Genomic DNA, 15,277 nt, shown 5'->3' with positions numbered 1-15,277 from the left:
CAGGGTTGCTTCAGGCAGGTTTTGGTTATATTTTATACAGTTATTTCATCTTCATCATGTCATTCATCTTTTCCAATTCATCTTTTCAAAGTCAAAATTACCTATGAATACACCGCCTAAAGCGCCTCCGCTTTATCCGAAGACCCACCTGCTCGCTGCAAGCGGCATCGCCGCCTTGCTGAGCCTGGCTCTCCTGGTATTCCCTTCAAGTGACGTTGAAGCCAAAAAAACCACATTGAATCTTGATCTGGAAATCCCCACAGATCAGCTCACAGAACAACAAGACGCTCAAGAATCGATTCAAGCCACACCGGACACCACCGAATCGCCGTTTGCCCAGATCGACAATGGCGCTGAGGAATCGCAGGAAAACGCCACCGCAGAGTCCGCCAAGGAAGCTGCACCGCAGCCGAAGGCCCCTGCTGTCGCGGCCAAGAACGCGAATCACCGGGAAGTCGCCGTCGCCAGGGGCGATACGCTTTCCACGCTGTTCGAAAAAGTCGGGCTACCCGCCACGACCGTGCATGAGGTCCTGGCCAGCGATAAGCAGGCCAAGCAATTCAGCCAGTTGAAAAACGGCCAGATCCTGCAGTTCGAGCTTTCCCCTGAAGGCCAGCTGAAGCAGCTGCACAGCAAGATCAGCGAGTTGGAAAGCATCAGCATTTCCCGGACCGACAAGGGCTATACCTTTGGCCGAGAAATCAGCAAGCCCAACGTACGGAGCGCCTATGCGCATGGTGTGATCAACAGCTCGCTCTCGCAATCCGCGCAGCGCGCAGGCCTTTCTCATGCAATGACCATGGATATGGCCAACATTTTCGGTTACGACATCGACTTCGCCCAGGACATCCGCAAGGGTGACGAATTTGACGTGATCTACGAACAGAAAGTCGTGAACGGCAAGACTGTCGGCACCGGCAATATTCTGTCTGCCCGCTTCACTAACCACGGCAAGTCCTATTCTGCAGTCCGCTATACCAACAAGCAGGGCAATACCAATTACTATACTGCTGACGGCAACAGCATGCGCAAGGCCTTCATCCGTACTCCGGTGGACTATGCCCGCATCAGTTCGATGTTTTCCCTGGGCCGCAAGCATCCGATCCTGAACAAGATCCGCGCTCACAAAGGCGTTGATTATGCAGCCCCGCGCGGCACGCCGATCAAGGCCACCGGCGATGGCAAGGTGTTGCTTGCAGGTCGCCGTGGCGGCTACGGCAATACCGTGATCATCCAGCATGGCGAGACCTATCGGACGCTGTACGGCCACATGCAAGGTTTTGCCAAAGGCATACAAACCGGCGGCAGTGTCAAACAAGGCCAGGTGATCGGCTATATTGGTACCACCGGCCTGTCGACAGGACCTCACTTGCACTATGAGTTCCAGGTCAATGGCGTGCACGTTGACCCTCTGGGTCAGAAATTGCCGATGGCGGATCCAATCGCCAAATCCGAAAAACAGCGGTTCATGCAGCAGAGCCAGCCGTTGATGGCTCGCATGGAACAGGAAAAGGCCACCACGCTGGCCTCGAGCAAAAGATAAGCCATGGCCTTCTTCTATATTGGTGTGATGTCCGGCAGTAGCCTCGATGGGATCGATATAGCCCTGTTGGAGCAAGACGACCGGCCGAGATTGCTGGCAACCCACTACATTCCCATGCCTGACGACTTGCGTGCAGAACTGCTGGGCCTGTGTTCCAGCGGCCCGGATGAGCTGGCGCGCGCCGGCATTGCCGAGCAAAAGTGGGTACAGCTCGCAGCCAAAGGCGTGCTGACCCTGCTCAGCGAGCAGAACATGGTTGCGGGCCAGATCCGCGCCATCGGCAGCCATGGCCAGACCATCCGCCACGAACCAGCGCGCGGGTTCAGCGTGCAGATCGGCAACCCGGCGCTGCTTGCAGAACTCACCGAGATCACGGTCGTCAGCGACTTCCGTCGTCGCGACATCGCGGCAGGTGGCCAGGGCGCTCCGCTGGTGCCTGCATTTCACGAAGCGCTGTTCGACGACAACAAGGACCGCCGCGCAGTATTGAACATCGGGGGCTTCAGTAACTTGAGCCTCATCGAGCTGGACCTGCCGGTTACCGGATTCGATTGCGGTCCCGGCAACGTCCTGCTCGATGCCTGGATTCAATCCCAGCGCGGTCAGAGTTACGACAAGGACGGTGCCTGGGGCGCCAGCGGGCAAGTTGATCCCGCGCTGCTCAAGTCCTTGCTCAGCGATCAGTTTTTCCTGACCAAGGGCCCGAAAAGTACCGGCCGCGAAGTATTCAATCTTGGCTGGCTGCATCATCACCTGTTCCAGCTGCCGACTCTGGCCCCGGAAAACGTACAGGCCACGTTGATGGAGCTGACGGCCCTGACGATCACCGAATCCCTGCAGTCCGCGCAGTCCGAAACCAAGGAACTGCTGATCTGCGGCGGCGGCGCTCACAACGTGGCGCTGACCGATCGACTGGCGCAATTGCTGCCCAATACCAAAGTCAGCAGCACCGAAGCCTTTGGTGTTGATCCGGACTGGGTTGAGGCAATGGCCTTTGCCTGGCTGGCCCATTGCTGCCTGGAAGGCGTGCCCGCCAATCGTCCGACAGTCACCGGCGCCAAGGGCCTGCGGGTACTGGGCGCAATTTACCCGGCCTGATCGACCCGGCCTGAAACTGAGCCACGACGAAAAACGCCGCGCATATGCGCGGCGTTTTCATGTGTACAACCAGCCAATCAGATCGAGAAAGACGAGCCGCAACCACAGGTGGTGGATGCATTCGGATTCTTGATCACGAAGCGCGAGCCTTCCAGTCCTTCCTGGTAGTCTACTTCTGCACCGGCCAGATACTGGAAGCTCATCGGATCAACAACCAGACTTACGCCTTCGCGCTCGACAATGGTGTCATCGTCCGCAACGTCTTCATCGAAGGTGAAGCCATACTGAAAACCGGAACAGCCGCCACCCGTCACGAAGACACGCAGCTTCAGGCGATCATTGCCCTCTTCATCGACCAGGCTTTTCACTTTGTGCGCGGCACCGTGGGTGAATTGCAAAGCCGTTGGAGTGAAGGATTCGACGCTCATGTTAGATATCTCCCGGCGCTAAGCCGTCATAATGCGTAATGACGCGCATTATCCGCTTCTCCTACAAAATTGGTCAACTATTCTGGAGCAGCGGCAAGTTTCAAGCCTCAAGCTACAAGCACTTGCGCCTGACTCTTGCCGCTTGAAGTTCGCAGCTAAAAGCTGCTCTTAAGGCATCATCCCCGCATGGGAAAGACCCAGCTTCTCGTCCAGACCGAACAGGATGTTCATGTTCTGCACAGCCTGGCCTGACGCGCCTTTGACCAGATTGTCGATCACCGACAGCACCACCACCAGATCACCGCCCTGTGGACGATGCACGGCAATGCGGCACACGTTGGCGCCGCGCACGCTGCGGGTTTCCGGGTGGCTACCGGCAGGCATGACGTCGACGAACGGTTCGTTGGCATAACGTTTTTCGAACAGCGCCTGCAGGTCGATGGACTTGTCAGTCACCGTTGCGTAGAGCGTGGAGTGAATGCCACGGATCATTGGTGTCAGGTGCGGCACGAAAGTCAAACCGACATCACCACCCGCTGCGCGACGCAAACCCTGAGTGATTTCCGGCAAGTGACGGTGACCTTTGACCGCGTAGGCCTTGAAGCTTTCGTTGGCCTCGGAATACAACGAGCCCAGGCTCAAACCACGACCCGCACCGCTCACACCGGATTTGCAGTCGGCGATCAAACGTGTGTTATCGGCGATGCCAGCTTCGAGCAATGGCAGGAAACCCAGCTGGGTCGCCGTTGGGTAGCAACCTGGAACAGCAATCAAGCGAGCGTGTTTGATCTGCTCGCGATTGACTTCCGGCAAGCCGTATACCGCTTGTTCTAGCAGCTCAGGCGCGCCGTGGGGCTGGCCGTACCACTTGGCCCACTCCACCGGATCCTGCAGACGGAAGTCGGCGGACAGGTCGATGACCTTGGTGCCGGCGTCAAGCAGTTCGCCCGCCAACGCGTGGGCAACCCCGTGCGGCGTGGCGAAGAAGACGACGTCGCAGGCGCCCAGCGTCTTCACGTCCGGCACGCTGAAGGCCAGCCCGTCGTAATGGCCTCGCAAATTCGGGTACATGTCGGCGACAGGCAGACCCGCCTCGGATCGGGAAGTGATGACGACCACTTCAGCTTGCGGATGCTGTGCCAACAAACGCAGCAATTCGACTCCGGTGTAACCCGTGCCGCCGACGATACCGACCTTGACCATAACCCTGCCCTCTGCGTACCAACTGGAAAGCCGTCGATAATATGGGCGTAACGCGTCTGCGACAACCGACAACGTGACGTATGGACGCTCAAGCCACTACTATTTGCGCACCGTGAACCTGGGAATAACTAAAAATGCTTTTATGGATCAAAGCTTTTCACATCGTTTCAATGGTCTGCTGGTTTGCAGGCCTGTTCTACCTGCCGAGACTTTTCGTCTACCACTCCCTGAGCGAAGACGCCGTAAGCCGTGAACGCTTCTGCACCATGGAACGCAAGCTGTACCGGGGCATCATGGGCCCGGCGATGATTGCCACGCTGGTGTTCGGCATCTGGCTGATCAGCCTCGTACCGGGGTACATGAGCCAAGGCTGGATGCACGCGAAACTGACGCTGGTGGTGTTGCTGATCGGCTATCACCATGTCTGTGGCGCGCAGGTCAAACGCTTCGCCCGGGGCGAGAACGGCCGCAGCCACGTGTTTTATCGCTGGTTCAATGAAATCCCTGTATTGATTTTGCTGGCCATCGTCATATTGGTGGTGGTTAAACCTTTCTAGGCTTTAATAAAGACTCTTACAGCACCGGGGAACCGTTCATGTCACTGCCAGTTCTGCTTGAACAACGCTTGCGTCTGCCGCTGGTGGCTGCCCCGATGTTTCTGATTTCCAATCCCGATCTCGTTCTGGCCTGTTGTCGCAACGGGATCGTTGGCAGTTTTCCGGCCCTCAATCAGCGGGAAAGCAGCGGTTTTAAAAGCTGGCTGGAAGAAATCGAAGCCGGTCTGGCGCAGCTGGAAAAGCCCGCGCCGTACGCGGTAAACCTGATTGTCCACAACAGCAATCCCCGCCTACAGGCGGATCTGGCGATTTGTATCGAACACAAAGTACCCATCGTGATTACCAGCCTGGGCGCGGTAAAAGAGCTGGTGGACGCTGTGCACAGTTACGGCGGACTGGTTTTCCATGACGTGACCACGCGGCGGCATGCCGAAAAAGCGGCCGAAGCTGGCGTCGATGGATTGATTGCGGTGGCGGCCGGCGCTGGCGGACATGCCGGAACATGGAGCCCTTTTTCGCTGATTGCGGAAATTCGCCAGTTCTTCGACAAAACCCTGCTCCTCGCCGGTTGTCTGAACCATGGCCACGAAATCCTCGCAGCGCAGTTGCTGGGGGCGGACCTGGCGTATCTCGGCACGCGATTCATCGCAACCCGCGAGAGCCACGCACCGCAAGCCTACAAAGACATGTTGCTGTCGTCCAAGGCCGTCGATATCGTGCACACCGCCGCTGTTTCGGGGGTACCTGCCAGCTTCATGCGCCAAAGCCTGGAAAATGCCGGGTTCAACGTGGCAGCGCTGCAAGGCAAGGGGGACGCGGATTCCGGCTCGAAGCTCAAGCCCATCAGCGATGAGGCCAAGGCATGGAAAACCGTCTGGTCGGCAGGCCAGGGCGTGGGTGGAATTGCGGATCTTCCCAGCGTCGAGGAGTTGATCCAGCGTCTGGACGCGGAATACCGAAATGCACAACTCGCAAGCGCTCGACTGGCTGGCCTTTGGCCCCGCTGATTTATGACCGGGAGCCTCGCGCTTTCGCAAGCGTGATCGCCCGCGTCGCATTTATTTCAAGACAAGGAAGCCAACCATGGCCGATACCCTCTACAAGATAGTGTTCGACGGGCAGCTGCGCACCGGCGTTGACCTGCAAACTGCCAAGCTGAACCTTGCGCAGCTGTTCAAGAGTGAAACCTCGGCGGTGGAAAAGCTGTTCAGCGGCAAGCCGATTGCACTCAAGCGCGGCCTTACTCATTCCGACGCGCTGAGTTATATCAGCGCGTTGACGAACGCCGGCGTCGATGCACGCATTGAGGCGGACCCGGCGATCAGCCTCAGCCTGGAAGAAATCGAAGAACCACGCGCCTATGCAGAGCCTATCGGCGTCTATGCGGCCTCGCCCTATGCCCCGCCGCGCGCACCGGTTAGCGCGGCCCCGCTGCAATATTCGACACTCAAGGTGTTCAGCGTGCAGGGGCGCATCGGCCGCGTGCGGTATCTGGCCTGGAGCCTGGTGCTGATGGTTGCGGCATTACTGGTCGCGGCACTCTGCGCCGGCGTCATGAGCGTTTCACTGGTTGGCGGCGGGCTGCTTGCCACTCTGGCCTTTATCGCCTTCCTGGTCATCAGCGTCCAGATCGGCGTGCAACGCCTGCACGACGTCGGCTGGTCGGGATGGCTGCTGCTGTTGAACCTGATTCCCTTCGTCAACAGCATCTTCCCGATCCTGATCGTCGTGATGCCGGGCAATCAGGGCGCGAATCAATATGGCCCGCCCGCGCCGCCCAATAGCCAGTCGGTGAAGGTATTGGCGTGGCTGTGGGTCGCGTTCCTCGCCTTGATCATTACCGCAGGTATCGTCGGTGGCTTCAGCGCTATCCAGGCGGAGCTAGAAAACTCGACCGTCGAGTACGAGCAATCGCTGCCTTATGACGATGACGCCGCGACGCCGAGCGATGAAGACTCGGACACCGTCATAGAAAGTGAAGTAAAAAAATAGTCCGATTTTCATGTTTGATGATGAATCGTGGTTGGCTGCACGCTGAATGGAGAAATGCATGACCCGTTACGCCTTGATTACTGGCGCTTCCAGCGGCATCGGCCTGGCAATGGCTGAAGCGCTGGCACGGCGGGGGCGCAGTCTGATTCTGGTCGCACGGCAGCGTGACTTGCTGGAAACCGTCGCCATCGAGCTGACTCAGCGATTTGGCGTCGAGGTGCTGTTTCGCGCCTGCGATCTGGGCGAACCGTTGCGGTTGTCCGGATTTCTGCTGGAGCTGGAGGAAGAAGGCGCACATCAGATCGACCTGCTGGTCAATTGTGCCGGCATCGGCACCAGTGGCCCGTTCCTGGCGCAGGACTGGGGGCTTGAGCAGGACTTGATCGACTTGAACATTCTTGCCCTTACCCGCTTGTGTCACACCGTCGGCAATCTGATGGCGCTGCAAGGCGGCGGGCAGATCCTCAATGTTTCTTCCATTGCGGCCTTTAGTCCCGGCCCGTGGATGAGCGCTTATCACGCCAGCAAGGGCTATGTTCTGAATTTTTCCGAAGGCTTGCGCGAAGAAGTGAAGAAGACCGGGATAAAGGTTTCAGTGCTTTGCCCCGGCCCGACCCGCACGCCGTTCATGCGCACCGCCCAACTGCAAAGTGAAAAGCTCGAGCACAGCAAACGCATGATGAGCCCGGAGGAAGTCGCGCTGTATGCGGTCCGCGCCCTGGCGAAAAACCGTGCCGTGATCATTCCAGGTTGGCGCAACAAGCTGTTGGCGTTCTGCCCACGTTTCGGTTCACGCTGGTTGAACCGCAGTATCGTCGGCCTCATTAACAAATCTTACTGCCCACGCTGACTGACAAACGGCTGGGCGCGCCAAGGCTGCATCGATACACTCGAATGCGCTCGCTCAGTCAGTTAATCAGCGACTCAACATCCACCCACAAGGAGCAAATGGCTGTGGATACTTTGTTTACCAAGATCATCAACCGGGAAATACCCGCCAAAATCATCTATGAAGATGACCAGGTACTGGCCTTTCACGACATTGCGCCCCAGGCGCCGGTGCATTTTCTGGTCATCCCGAAAAAGGCGATCCGCACCCTCAATGACCTGACCGAAGACGACAAGGGTCTGGCCGGTCATATTCTGTTCACCGCCCAACGGCTGGCGAAGGAATTGGGCTGCGAAGATGGTTTTCGGGTCGTCATGAACTGCAATGAGTTGGGTGGACAGACCGTTTATCACATTCACATGCATGTTCTGGGTCAGCGCCAGATGCACTGGCCGCCGGGCTGATTGCCCCGAGTTCAAGCACTTGCAGCCCGCCGCAGGCCTTGATTGCCATGCAGCGGGCTGATCCAGCTCAAGCCTCTTACGCCTGATTACGGTAGACTGGCCGCCATGGTTTTTCCGGAGGTGCCCATGGCTACCGAACGTCACTACTCCCCGATTGATCGTCTTCTGTTACAGGCCGATGCCGCGATGCGCACTTTGCTGCCATCCAAGGGTTACTCCTATCGGCCGTCGCCTGCCATCGTGCAACCTGAAGCCGAAATGAGCGACGTCGACACCCGCCACGTCGCCGGGCTGATGCGCATCAACCATACCGGCGAAGTCTGTGCGCAGGCGCTTTATCAAGGCCAGGCCTTGACCGCCAAGCTGCCCAACGTTCGTGCAGCGATGGAACACGCGGCCGAAGAAGAAATCGATCATCTGGTCTGGTGCGAACAACGCATTCACCAGTTGGGCAGCCACACCAGCGTGCTGAACCCTCTGTTTTACGGCATGTCGTTCGGGATCGGCGCCGTGGCAGGCCTGATCAGCGACAAGGTCAGCCTGGGTTTCGTGGCAGCGACTGAAGATCAGGTCTGCAAACACCTCAACGAACATCTTGAGCAAATCCCCGCCGAGGATGAAAAGTCCCGCGCGATCCTGCAACAGATGCGTATCGATGAAGAGCGCCATGCCGAAAGTGCCCTGGATGCGGGTGGATTTCGGTTTCCCGCGCCGATCAAGTTTGGCATGAGCGTGCTGGCCAAAGTGATGACAAAAAGTACCTACCGTATATAACGCGTCATTAAAGGTGCCCATCCACCGGGCGCCTTTTGTTTCAAATTGTTACCTTTCCGATAATCACTATCATTTATCATTGGGTTTTAGGCTCGGCCTGGACTGCGTACCCTATCGGGACTTTTTCCAGGAGGGCCACAATGTCCAGCCGGCAAAGCACCGCTTCAACTGCCTCCACAGCGCCTTCCGAAGCACGGCATCACATCTTGCAAGAGGGTTATCAGCGCCTGGCGAAAACCACTACTGAAGAAGGACTGGAACTGTTGGCGTACTGCCTGTTCATCACCGGCAGCCTTCAGCACTATGTTCAGCAACTCAAATCCAGAAACCCGTAACCTGTCAAACTTCAAACATCACACATAAAAAAAGGCGCCTTTGAAGGCGCCTTTTTTTGCTGCTTGAAACTTAGAGGGCGACATTGCGCCCGTAAAAGATTTCCAGCATTTCGTGTTTGACCCTGGAGGTCACTTGCTCGCGTTGCTCAGTCGACAGATTGCTGGTCGCATCGCCGAACAGGTAATTATCCAGTTCGAAGTTCTTGAGCAGCATCTTGGTGTGGAACAGGTTCTCCTGGTACACGTTCACGTCGGTCATCTGGTAACCGTTGCGCGTGTCTTCCGAGAGGTAGTTCTGAATGGAGTTGATCTCGTGATCGATGAAATGCTTCATGCCCTCGACGTCACGCGTGAAGCCACGAACACGATAATCGACCGTCACGATGTCCGATTCGAACTTGTGGATCAGATAGTTCAGCGCCTTGAGCGGTGAAATAACGCCACAGGTGGAAACGTCGATGTCCACGCGGAACGTCGCGATGCCATCCACCGGATGGATCTCCGGATAGGTGTGGACCGTGATGTGGGACTTGTCGAGGTGCGCCAGTATGGTTTCCGGCAGCGGGCCCGGCGACTCTTCAATCTGGCTTTCGGTAGGCGTCACCGGCTGCTCGGAGATGAGGATGGTCACGCTGGCACCTTGCGGATCGTAATCCTGACGGGCGATGTTCAGGATGTTGGCGCCAATGATATCGACAACATCTGTGAGAATCCGCGTCAGGCGTTCGGCGTCGTACACACTATTGATGTACTCGACGTAAGCCTGCTGGTCCTGCGGAGTTTCCGCATAGCAGATGTCATAAATGTTGAAGCTCAAGGTCTTTGTCAGGTTATTGAACCCGTGGAGCTTGAGTTTGCTTTTCACCGTTAAAAACTCTCTATATATGTGCGGCCCAGGCCACGTGATCAAGCATGCCCGTCAGATGAGCCAGGCTCAGCTGCGTAGGACGGTTAACACCTCTTCGCGTTGGCGATTTTGGTTGTCAGTTCGGGCACGGTCGCAAAAAAAAGCTGCGATCTGCGCCCTGAAAAAGTGGCGCATTATGCAGACGTCAGAAGCTGTCTGCCAGAGTGTGCGCCGCTTTTATGATAATTGGATGTCTGAACAGAGCTTGCCACTGTTCGGCACAGTCGCGCCGACCACCGGTTTCAGCCCAATTCGATGATTTCGTAATCGTGGGTAATTTCGACGCCCGCATTGCCGAGCATGATCGACGCCGAGCAATACTTCTCGGCTGACAGCTCGATGGCACGCTTGACTTGGGCTTCTTTCAAGCCGCGACCCTTGACCACGAAATGCAGATGGATCTTGGTGAAGACCTTGGGATCTTCAGTGGCGCGCTCGGCTTCGAGAAAGGCTTCGCAGCTCTCGATCGGCTGGCGGGACTTCTTGAGAATGCTGACCACATCGAAGTTACTGCAGCCACCCAGGCCGATCAGCACCATTTCCATGGGCCGCACACCCAGATTGCGCCCGCCGCTTTCCGGCGGGCCGTCCATGACTACCACATGACCGCTGCCGGATTCACCGAGGAACATGGCTTCACCAGCCCATTGAATGCGTGCCTTCATCGCCGGGACTCCACTGCTAAAAAAGGGTCGCCAGCTTAGCACGCGGCAAGCGCCGGCTGGATGCAGGGCTAAATGCCTTTTCGAAATAAAAAAGTAGGAAATTTCCTAAATGTCGCTGAATCTCGGTGTCCGGGTTACGGTAAATGAGAGTTGCTGCCGATAACAATTGAAGTGCCCTACGGCGACGTACCTTTTTTCGGAAAATAAGCATGGTTGCTATCACGCTCGCGCCCAAAATAAAGAATCTGGATAAGCTCCTGTCCCACGCCCAGCGCCGCCGCTGCTCTGCCAAGACCAACATTATTTGTGCGGGCGACCCTGCGCAATCGCTGTTTTTCATCGTCAAGGGATCGGTGACGGTGGTCATCGAGGACGATGAACGGCGCGAGATGATTGTCGCCTACCTCAATACCGGTGATTTTTTCGGCGAACTGGGGCTGTTCGAAGCAGCGGGGCAAGAATCCGAGCGCAGCGCCTGGGTTCGCGCCAAGACCGAGTGCGAAGTGGCTGAAATCAGCTACAGCAAATTCCGCGAATTGACTCAGCAAGAGCCGGACATCCTGTACGCCATCGGCGGCCAGATGGCTCAGCGCCTGCGCAATACCACGCGCAAGGTCGGCGATCTGGCGTTTCTGGACGTCACTGGCCGCGTGGCGGGGACTTTGCTGGATTTGTGCAAGCAACCCGACGCCATGACCCACCCCGACGGCATGCAGATCAAGATCACCCGTCAGGAAATCGGGCGGATTGTGGGGTGCTCAAGGGAAATGGTCGGCCGGGTGCTCAAGGCACTGGAAGAACAGAAGCTGGTCCACGTCAAAGGCAAGACCATGGTGGTGTTTGGGACGCGGTGAGCGGGCGCGGGCGCAGCAAACACAAAACCCTACGGGAATACGCGGTGACCCAGCTGCGCAAGCATTGCCACATAAACATCCGCCAGCTTTTCCAGCACACCCTCAACCGCAAACGCCTCACGCAATGCAATATGGCTGTCAGCCCGAACCCGCTGTTCCAGCTCGCAGATCTCATTGAAGCGATTGACCGCCGCTGCCATTTCCTGGCGCTCGTTATCCACCAGCAGTGCGCCGTGGGCGAGAACAACAGGCCGTGTGCCGCCCTGGCTCTGCCGCCAACGCTGGGCCGTGCCGACCATTTTGCGGCCGTCGAGGTTGACGTTGAAACGTCCGTCGCAGAACGCGCCTTCGACCTCACCCAACGAAGCAGCTCCACCCAATTCACTCAAGACATCGAGAATCGGCTGACACAAACGTCGGTAGGCAATTTCGATGCGGTCGCGATCAAGGTCGCTGGCGGGTTGGGCGTACACCAGCGCGATGTTCACCGTGGCTGAAGATTGCGGCACCGGCTCGCCGCCGCTCTCGCGCAACAGGATCGGCCAGCCACTGTCGGCCAGTGTTTCGCTGGCTTCGGTAAACCCCGGCAGGCGACTCATGCGGCGTGGCATGACCAACGCGCGATCCAGCGGACGCCACAGCAACAGGCCATAATCGGCTTCGCCCGCGCACACCTTCGCCAGCAAATCCTGCTCAGCCTGCAGGCCCGCTTCGACGCAGATATCAACAACCAGGTCAGACATGGTGATCCTCTGTAACAACGGTCGAAGCAAGTCCCGCCAAGCGCCGATCAGTCAGCCGTGGAGGAATTGATCAGGGTGCCGCGTTCCGGGAAGAACAAGCGCTGCAATTCCGCGCCCGGCTGCTCGGCGCGCATGAACGCTTCGCCGACCAGGAAGGCATAGACATCGCTGATTTCCATCAGCTCGACATCGGCACGATTGAAAATGCCGCTTTCGGTGACCACCAGCCGATCTCGCGGAATGCGCGGCAGCAGGTCCAGCGTGGTTTCGAGATTGACCTCGAAGGTGTGCAGGTTGCGGTTATTGATGCCCACCAGCGGAGTGTCGAGGGTTTTCAGCGCCCGCTCCAGCTCATCGCCGTCATGCACTTCAACCAGAACGTCCAGACCAACGCTCTTGGCGACCGCTGCCAGCTCGGCCATCTTCACGTCGTCCAACGCAGACACGATCAACAGGATGCAATCGGCGCCCAACGCGCGAGCTTCGACGATCTGGTAAGGATCGATCATGAAGTCTTTGCGGATCACCGGCAGTTTGCAGGCGGCGCGGGCCTGTTGCAGATACAGATCGGCGCCCTGGAAATAATCGATATCGGTCAGCACCGAAAGACAGGTCGCCCCGCCCTTCTCGTAGCTTTTAGCGATGTCGGCAGGAATGAAATTCTCGCGAATCACGCCCTTGCTAGGCGAAGCCTTTTTGATTTCGGCGATCACCGCAGGCTGCTTGCGCTTGGCCTGCTCAATCAACGCCTTGGCAAAGCCGCGAGTCGGATCAGCGACTTTGGCCAGCGCTTCGACTTCGGCCAGACTGACGCGCGCGAGGCGCTCAGCAACTTCCTCGGCCTTGCGGGCGAGAATATTTTCCAGAACGGTTGGCACGCTCATCCTTCATTCTCCTGCTTGAACACCGCGGTAAAGGCGCCCAACTCATCCAGTTTTTCCCGGGCCAGGCCGGTGTGCAATGCATCATGAGCCAGCGCCACGCCATCTTTGAGCGTGTAGGCATGATCAGCAGCATAAAGCGCCGCGCCAGCATTGAGCACAATCATTTCCGCAGCTTTCTGACCGTTTTCGGTCTTGCGACGCCCCAAGGCGTCGCGGATCAGCTCCAGCGAAGCCGCCGGACTATCAACCGCCAGGCCAAACAGGCTTTGGCTCTTGATGCCCAGATCTTCGGGTTGCACCCAGTATTCAGTGACTTCGCCGTTTTTCAGCTCAGCCACGAACGTCGGCGCGGCGAGACTGAATTCATCCAGGCCGTCCTGAGAATGCACCACGAGAACGTGCTTGCTGCCCATACGAAGCAAGACTTCGGCCAACGGGCGGCACAATGCCTGATTGAACACCCCAACCACCTGATGGCGGACGCCAGCCGGATTCGTAAGCGGGCCGAGCATATTGAACAGGGTGCGCAGGCCAAGATCCCGACGCGGACCAGCCGCATGCTTCATGGCGCCATGATGGGACTGGGCGAACATGAAACCGATGCCAACGCTGTCGATGCAACGGGCGACTTGCACGGGCGTCAGGTTCAGATAAACCCCCGCCGCTTCCAGCAGATCCGCGCTGCCGCTTTTACCCGACACGGCGCGATTACCGTGCTTGGCAACGGTGCAACCGGCTGCCGCCACCACAAATGCCGAAGCCGTGGAGACGTTGAAGATATTTGCGCCATCACCACCGGTGCCGACCACGTCCACGACGCCATCGAGGGTTTTCAGCTCGACCTTGCTGGCCAGCTCGCGCATGACAGTCACGGCACCGACGATCTCGTCGATGCTTTCGCTCTTCATGCGCATGCCCATCATGAAGGCGCCGATCTGCGCCTCTGTGCATTGGCCGGTCATGATCTGGCGCATGACGTCACTCATTTCGTCAGTGCTCAGATCCAGCTGGTTGACCACACGACCCAGCGCCGTCTTGATATCCATTGGCTTAACCATAAAAGAATCCTTAACCCTGACGAGTGCCGCCGGTTTGCTTGAGGAAATTGGCGAACAGCTCGTGGCCCTGCTCGGTGAGAATCGACTCGGGATGGAACTGGATGCCCTCGATGTTCAGCGTCTTGTGGCGCAAGCCCATGATTTCATCCACCGAGCCGTCTTCCAGCGCGGTCCAGGCCGTGACTTCCAGACATTCCGGCAGAGTTTCGCGCTTGACCACCAGCGAGTGGTAACGGGTAACGGTCAGCGGATGGTTCAAGCCTTCGAACACGCCGCGGTCTTCATGAACCACCGGGCTGGTCTTGCCGTGCATGACCTGACGGGCACGCACCACATCACCACCGAACGCCTGGCCAATCGACTGATGGCCAAGGCAGACACCCAGAATCGGCAGCTTGCCCGCGAAGTGTTTGATCACTTCCAGCGAGACGCCGGCTTCATTGGGGGTGCACGGACCGGGGGAAACGACGATCCGTTCCGGGTTCAAAGCTTCGATCTGGGCAACGGTCAATTCGTCGTTGCGGATCACTTTAACGTCGGCACCCAGCTCGCCCAGGTATTGCACGACGTTATAGGTAAAGGAGTCGTAGTTATCTATCATCAGCAGCATTTTGGCTTCAACCCATTGATTTACTGACTATTTGTTCAAACTTCGAATTCGCTGCCCAAGTGCGCTCCGCTAGTTTAGCGGCCGGGGATTGTCCCAAAGAAGCGGCAGGGCAAGGATATAAAGGCGTATCAGGAGGAGTTCCGGACAGGGCCGGAAAAAGAATTAGTCAGGCGCGCCAACGCCAACGGGCGTGAGCCTTGATAACGCGCATCAAGAGTTTGCTGACGATCAACACAGGGGAGGTCTCGTTTCTACGTCCCGGCACATTAGCCCAGCTCGGTTTGCGGTGCAATATCACGGCAGCAAACTCAAGCGAAGCAAGCCTCGCACTCC

General features: G+C 57.6%; 18 protein-coding genes. 10 read left to right on the top strand and 8 right to left on the bottom strand.

Annotated elements, in window-relative coordinates; all coding sequences use genetic code 11:
* The first annotated feature begins 103 nt into the window (after positions 1 to 103).
* Positions 104 to 1,543 carry a peptidoglycan DD-metalloendopeptidase family protein gene (locus tag AABC73_RS03870; RefSeq protein ID WP_341522535.1) on the top strand — a complete coding sequence of 480 codons (1,440 nt, stop codon included), beginning with the start codon at positions 104 to 106 and terminating at the stop codon, positions 1,541 to 1,543.
* 3 nt (positions 1,544 to 1,546) lie between these two features.
* Positions 1,547 to 2,641 carry an anhydro-N-acetylmuramic acid kinase gene (locus AABC73_RS03865; RefSeq protein ID WP_341522534.1) on the top strand — a complete coding sequence of 365 codons (1,095 nt, stop codon included), beginning with the start codon at positions 1,547 to 1,549 and terminating at the stop codon, positions 2,639 to 2,641.
* A 77-nt stretch (positions 2,642 to 2,718) separates the two neighbouring features.
* On the opposite strand, the gene erpA is transcribed toward AABC73_RS03865, so the two are convergent.
* Both erpA and argC read right to left on the bottom strand, forming a co-directional pair.
* A complete protein-coding gene (gene erpA / locus AABC73_RS03860) occupies positions 2,719 to 3,069 on the bottom strand; it encodes an iron-sulfur cluster insertion protein ErpA (RefSeq protein ID WP_020292766.1) in 351 nt (116 codons plus the stop codon).
* Positions 3,070 to 3,237: 168 nt separating this feature from the next.
* On the bottom strand, positions 3,238 to 4,272 hold the full coding sequence (gene argC, locus AABC73_RS03855; RefSeq protein WP_341522533.1) for an N-acetyl-gamma-glutamyl-phosphate reductase: 1,035 nt from the start codon (positions 4,270 to 4,272) through the stop codon (positions 3,238 to 3,240).
* 134 nt (positions 4,273 to 4,406) lie between these two features.
* On the opposite strand from argC, the gene hemJ reads away from it, so the two are divergent.
* The 7 genes from hemJ (at position 4,407) to AABC73_RS03820 (ending at position 9,223) form a co-directional block, all read left to right on the top strand.
* On the top strand, positions 4,407 to 4,829 hold the full coding sequence (hemJ, locus tag AABC73_RS03850; RefSeq protein WP_065831810.1) for a protoporphyrinogen oxidase HemJ: 423 nt from the start codon (positions 4,407 to 4,409) through the stop codon (positions 4,827 to 4,829).
* Between the two features lie 38 nt (positions 4,830 to 4,867).
* Complete coding sequence (locus tag AABC73_RS03845; RefSeq protein WP_341522532.1) at positions 4,868 to 5,836, top strand: nitronate monooxygenase family protein; 969 nt, start codon at positions 4,868 to 4,870, stop codon at positions 5,834 to 5,836.
* Positions 5,837 to 5,912: 76 nt separating this feature from the next.
* Complete coding sequence (locus AABC73_RS03840; protein WP_341522531.1) at positions 5,913 to 6,821, top strand: DUF805 domain-containing protein; 909 nt, start codon at positions 5,913 to 5,915, stop codon at positions 6,819 to 6,821.
* A 58-nt stretch (positions 6,822 to 6,879) separates the two neighbouring features.
* Complete coding sequence (locus AABC73_RS03835; RefSeq protein ID WP_341522530.1) at positions 6,880 to 7,671, top strand: SDR family oxidoreductase; 792 nt, start codon at positions 6,880 to 6,882, stop codon at positions 7,669 to 7,671.
* A 104-nt stretch (positions 7,672 to 7,775) separates the two neighbouring features.
* Positions 7,776 to 8,114, top strand: a complete 339-nt coding sequence (locus AABC73_RS03830) for a histidine triad nucleotide-binding protein (RefSeq protein WP_331150500.1) — start codon at positions 7,776 to 7,778, stop codon at positions 8,112 to 8,114.
* A gap of 126 nt (positions 8,115 to 8,240) precedes the next feature.
* Entirely contained in the window at positions 8,241 to 8,888 is a 648-nt protein-coding gene (coq7, locus tag AABC73_RS03825; protein ID WP_020292759.1) for a 2-polyprenyl-3-methyl-6-methoxy-1,4-benzoquinone monooxygenase, read from the top strand.
* Between the two features lie 140 nt (positions 8,889 to 9,028).
* Positions 9,029 to 9,223 (top strand): hypothetical protein, encoded by a 195-nt coding sequence (locus AABC73_RS03820; RefSeq protein ID WP_341522529.1) that lies wholly within the window; start codon positions 9,029 to 9,031, stop codon positions 9,221 to 9,223.
* A gap of 70 nt (positions 9,224 to 9,293) precedes the next feature.
* On the opposite strand, the gene speD is transcribed toward AABC73_RS03820, so the two are convergent.
* Together speD and AABC73_RS03810 are read right to left on the bottom strand one after the other, a co-directional pair.
* Positions 9,294 to 10,088: an adenosylmethionine decarboxylase gene (speD, locus tag AABC73_RS03815; protein WP_341522528.1), complete on the bottom strand. Its 795-nt coding sequence runs from the start codon at positions 10,086 to 10,088 to the stop codon at positions 9,294 to 9,296.
* 284 nt (positions 10,089 to 10,372) lie between these two features.
* Positions 10,373 to 10,795 (bottom strand): OsmC family protein, encoded by a 423-nt coding sequence (locus AABC73_RS03810; protein WP_331150497.1) that lies wholly within the window; start codon positions 10,793 to 10,795, stop codon positions 10,373 to 10,375.
* Between the two features lie 209 nt (positions 10,796 to 11,004).
* Here AABC73_RS03810 and crp point away from each other — a divergent pair, with 209 nt between their 5' ends.
* Positions 11,005 to 11,649, top strand: a complete 645-nt coding sequence (crp, locus tag AABC73_RS03805; RefSeq protein ID WP_341522527.1) for a cAMP-activated global transcriptional regulator CRP — start codon at positions 11,005 to 11,007, stop codon at positions 11,647 to 11,649.
* A gap of 29 nt (positions 11,650 to 11,678) precedes the next feature.
* Here crp and AABC73_RS03800 read toward each other — a convergent pair whose 3' ends face one another.
* From AABC73_RS03800 to AABC73_RS03785, 4 genes are read right to left on the bottom strand one after another with little or no spacing between them, the layout of a single operon-like run.
* Complete coding sequence (locus AABC73_RS03800; RefSeq protein WP_341522526.1) at positions 11,679 to 12,392, bottom strand: lipoate--protein ligase family protein; 714 nt, start codon at positions 12,390 to 12,392, stop codon at positions 11,679 to 11,681.
* Positions 12,393 to 12,439: 47 nt separating this feature from the next.
* A complete protein-coding gene (gene trpC, locus AABC73_RS03795) occupies positions 12,440 to 13,276 on the bottom strand; it encodes an indole-3-glycerol phosphate synthase TrpC (RefSeq protein WP_341522525.1) in 837 nt (278 codons plus the stop codon).
* Entirely contained in the window at positions 13,273 to 14,322 is a 1,050-nt protein-coding gene (trpD, locus tag AABC73_RS03790; RefSeq protein ID WP_331150510.1) for an anthranilate phosphoribosyltransferase, read from the bottom strand. The genes trpC and trpD overlap by 4 nt, the downstream gene beginning before the upstream one ends.
* Before the next feature lie 22 nt (positions 14,323 to 14,344).
* Complete coding sequence (locus tag AABC73_RS03785; protein ID WP_331150493.1) at positions 14,345 to 14,944, bottom strand: aminodeoxychorismate/anthranilate synthase component II; 600 nt, start codon at positions 14,942 to 14,944, stop codon at positions 14,345 to 14,347.
* Positions 14,945 to 15,277: the final 333 nt, after the last annotated feature.

Source organism: Pseudomonas sp. G.S.17 (assembly GCF_038096165.1).
Lineage (GTDB): Bacteria > Pseudomonadota > Gammaproteobacteria > Pseudomonadales > Pseudomonadaceae > Aquipseudomonas.
The sequence above is the reverse complement of the archived record's forward strand: the minus strand, read 5'-3'. Positions and strand labels throughout refer to the sequence as shown.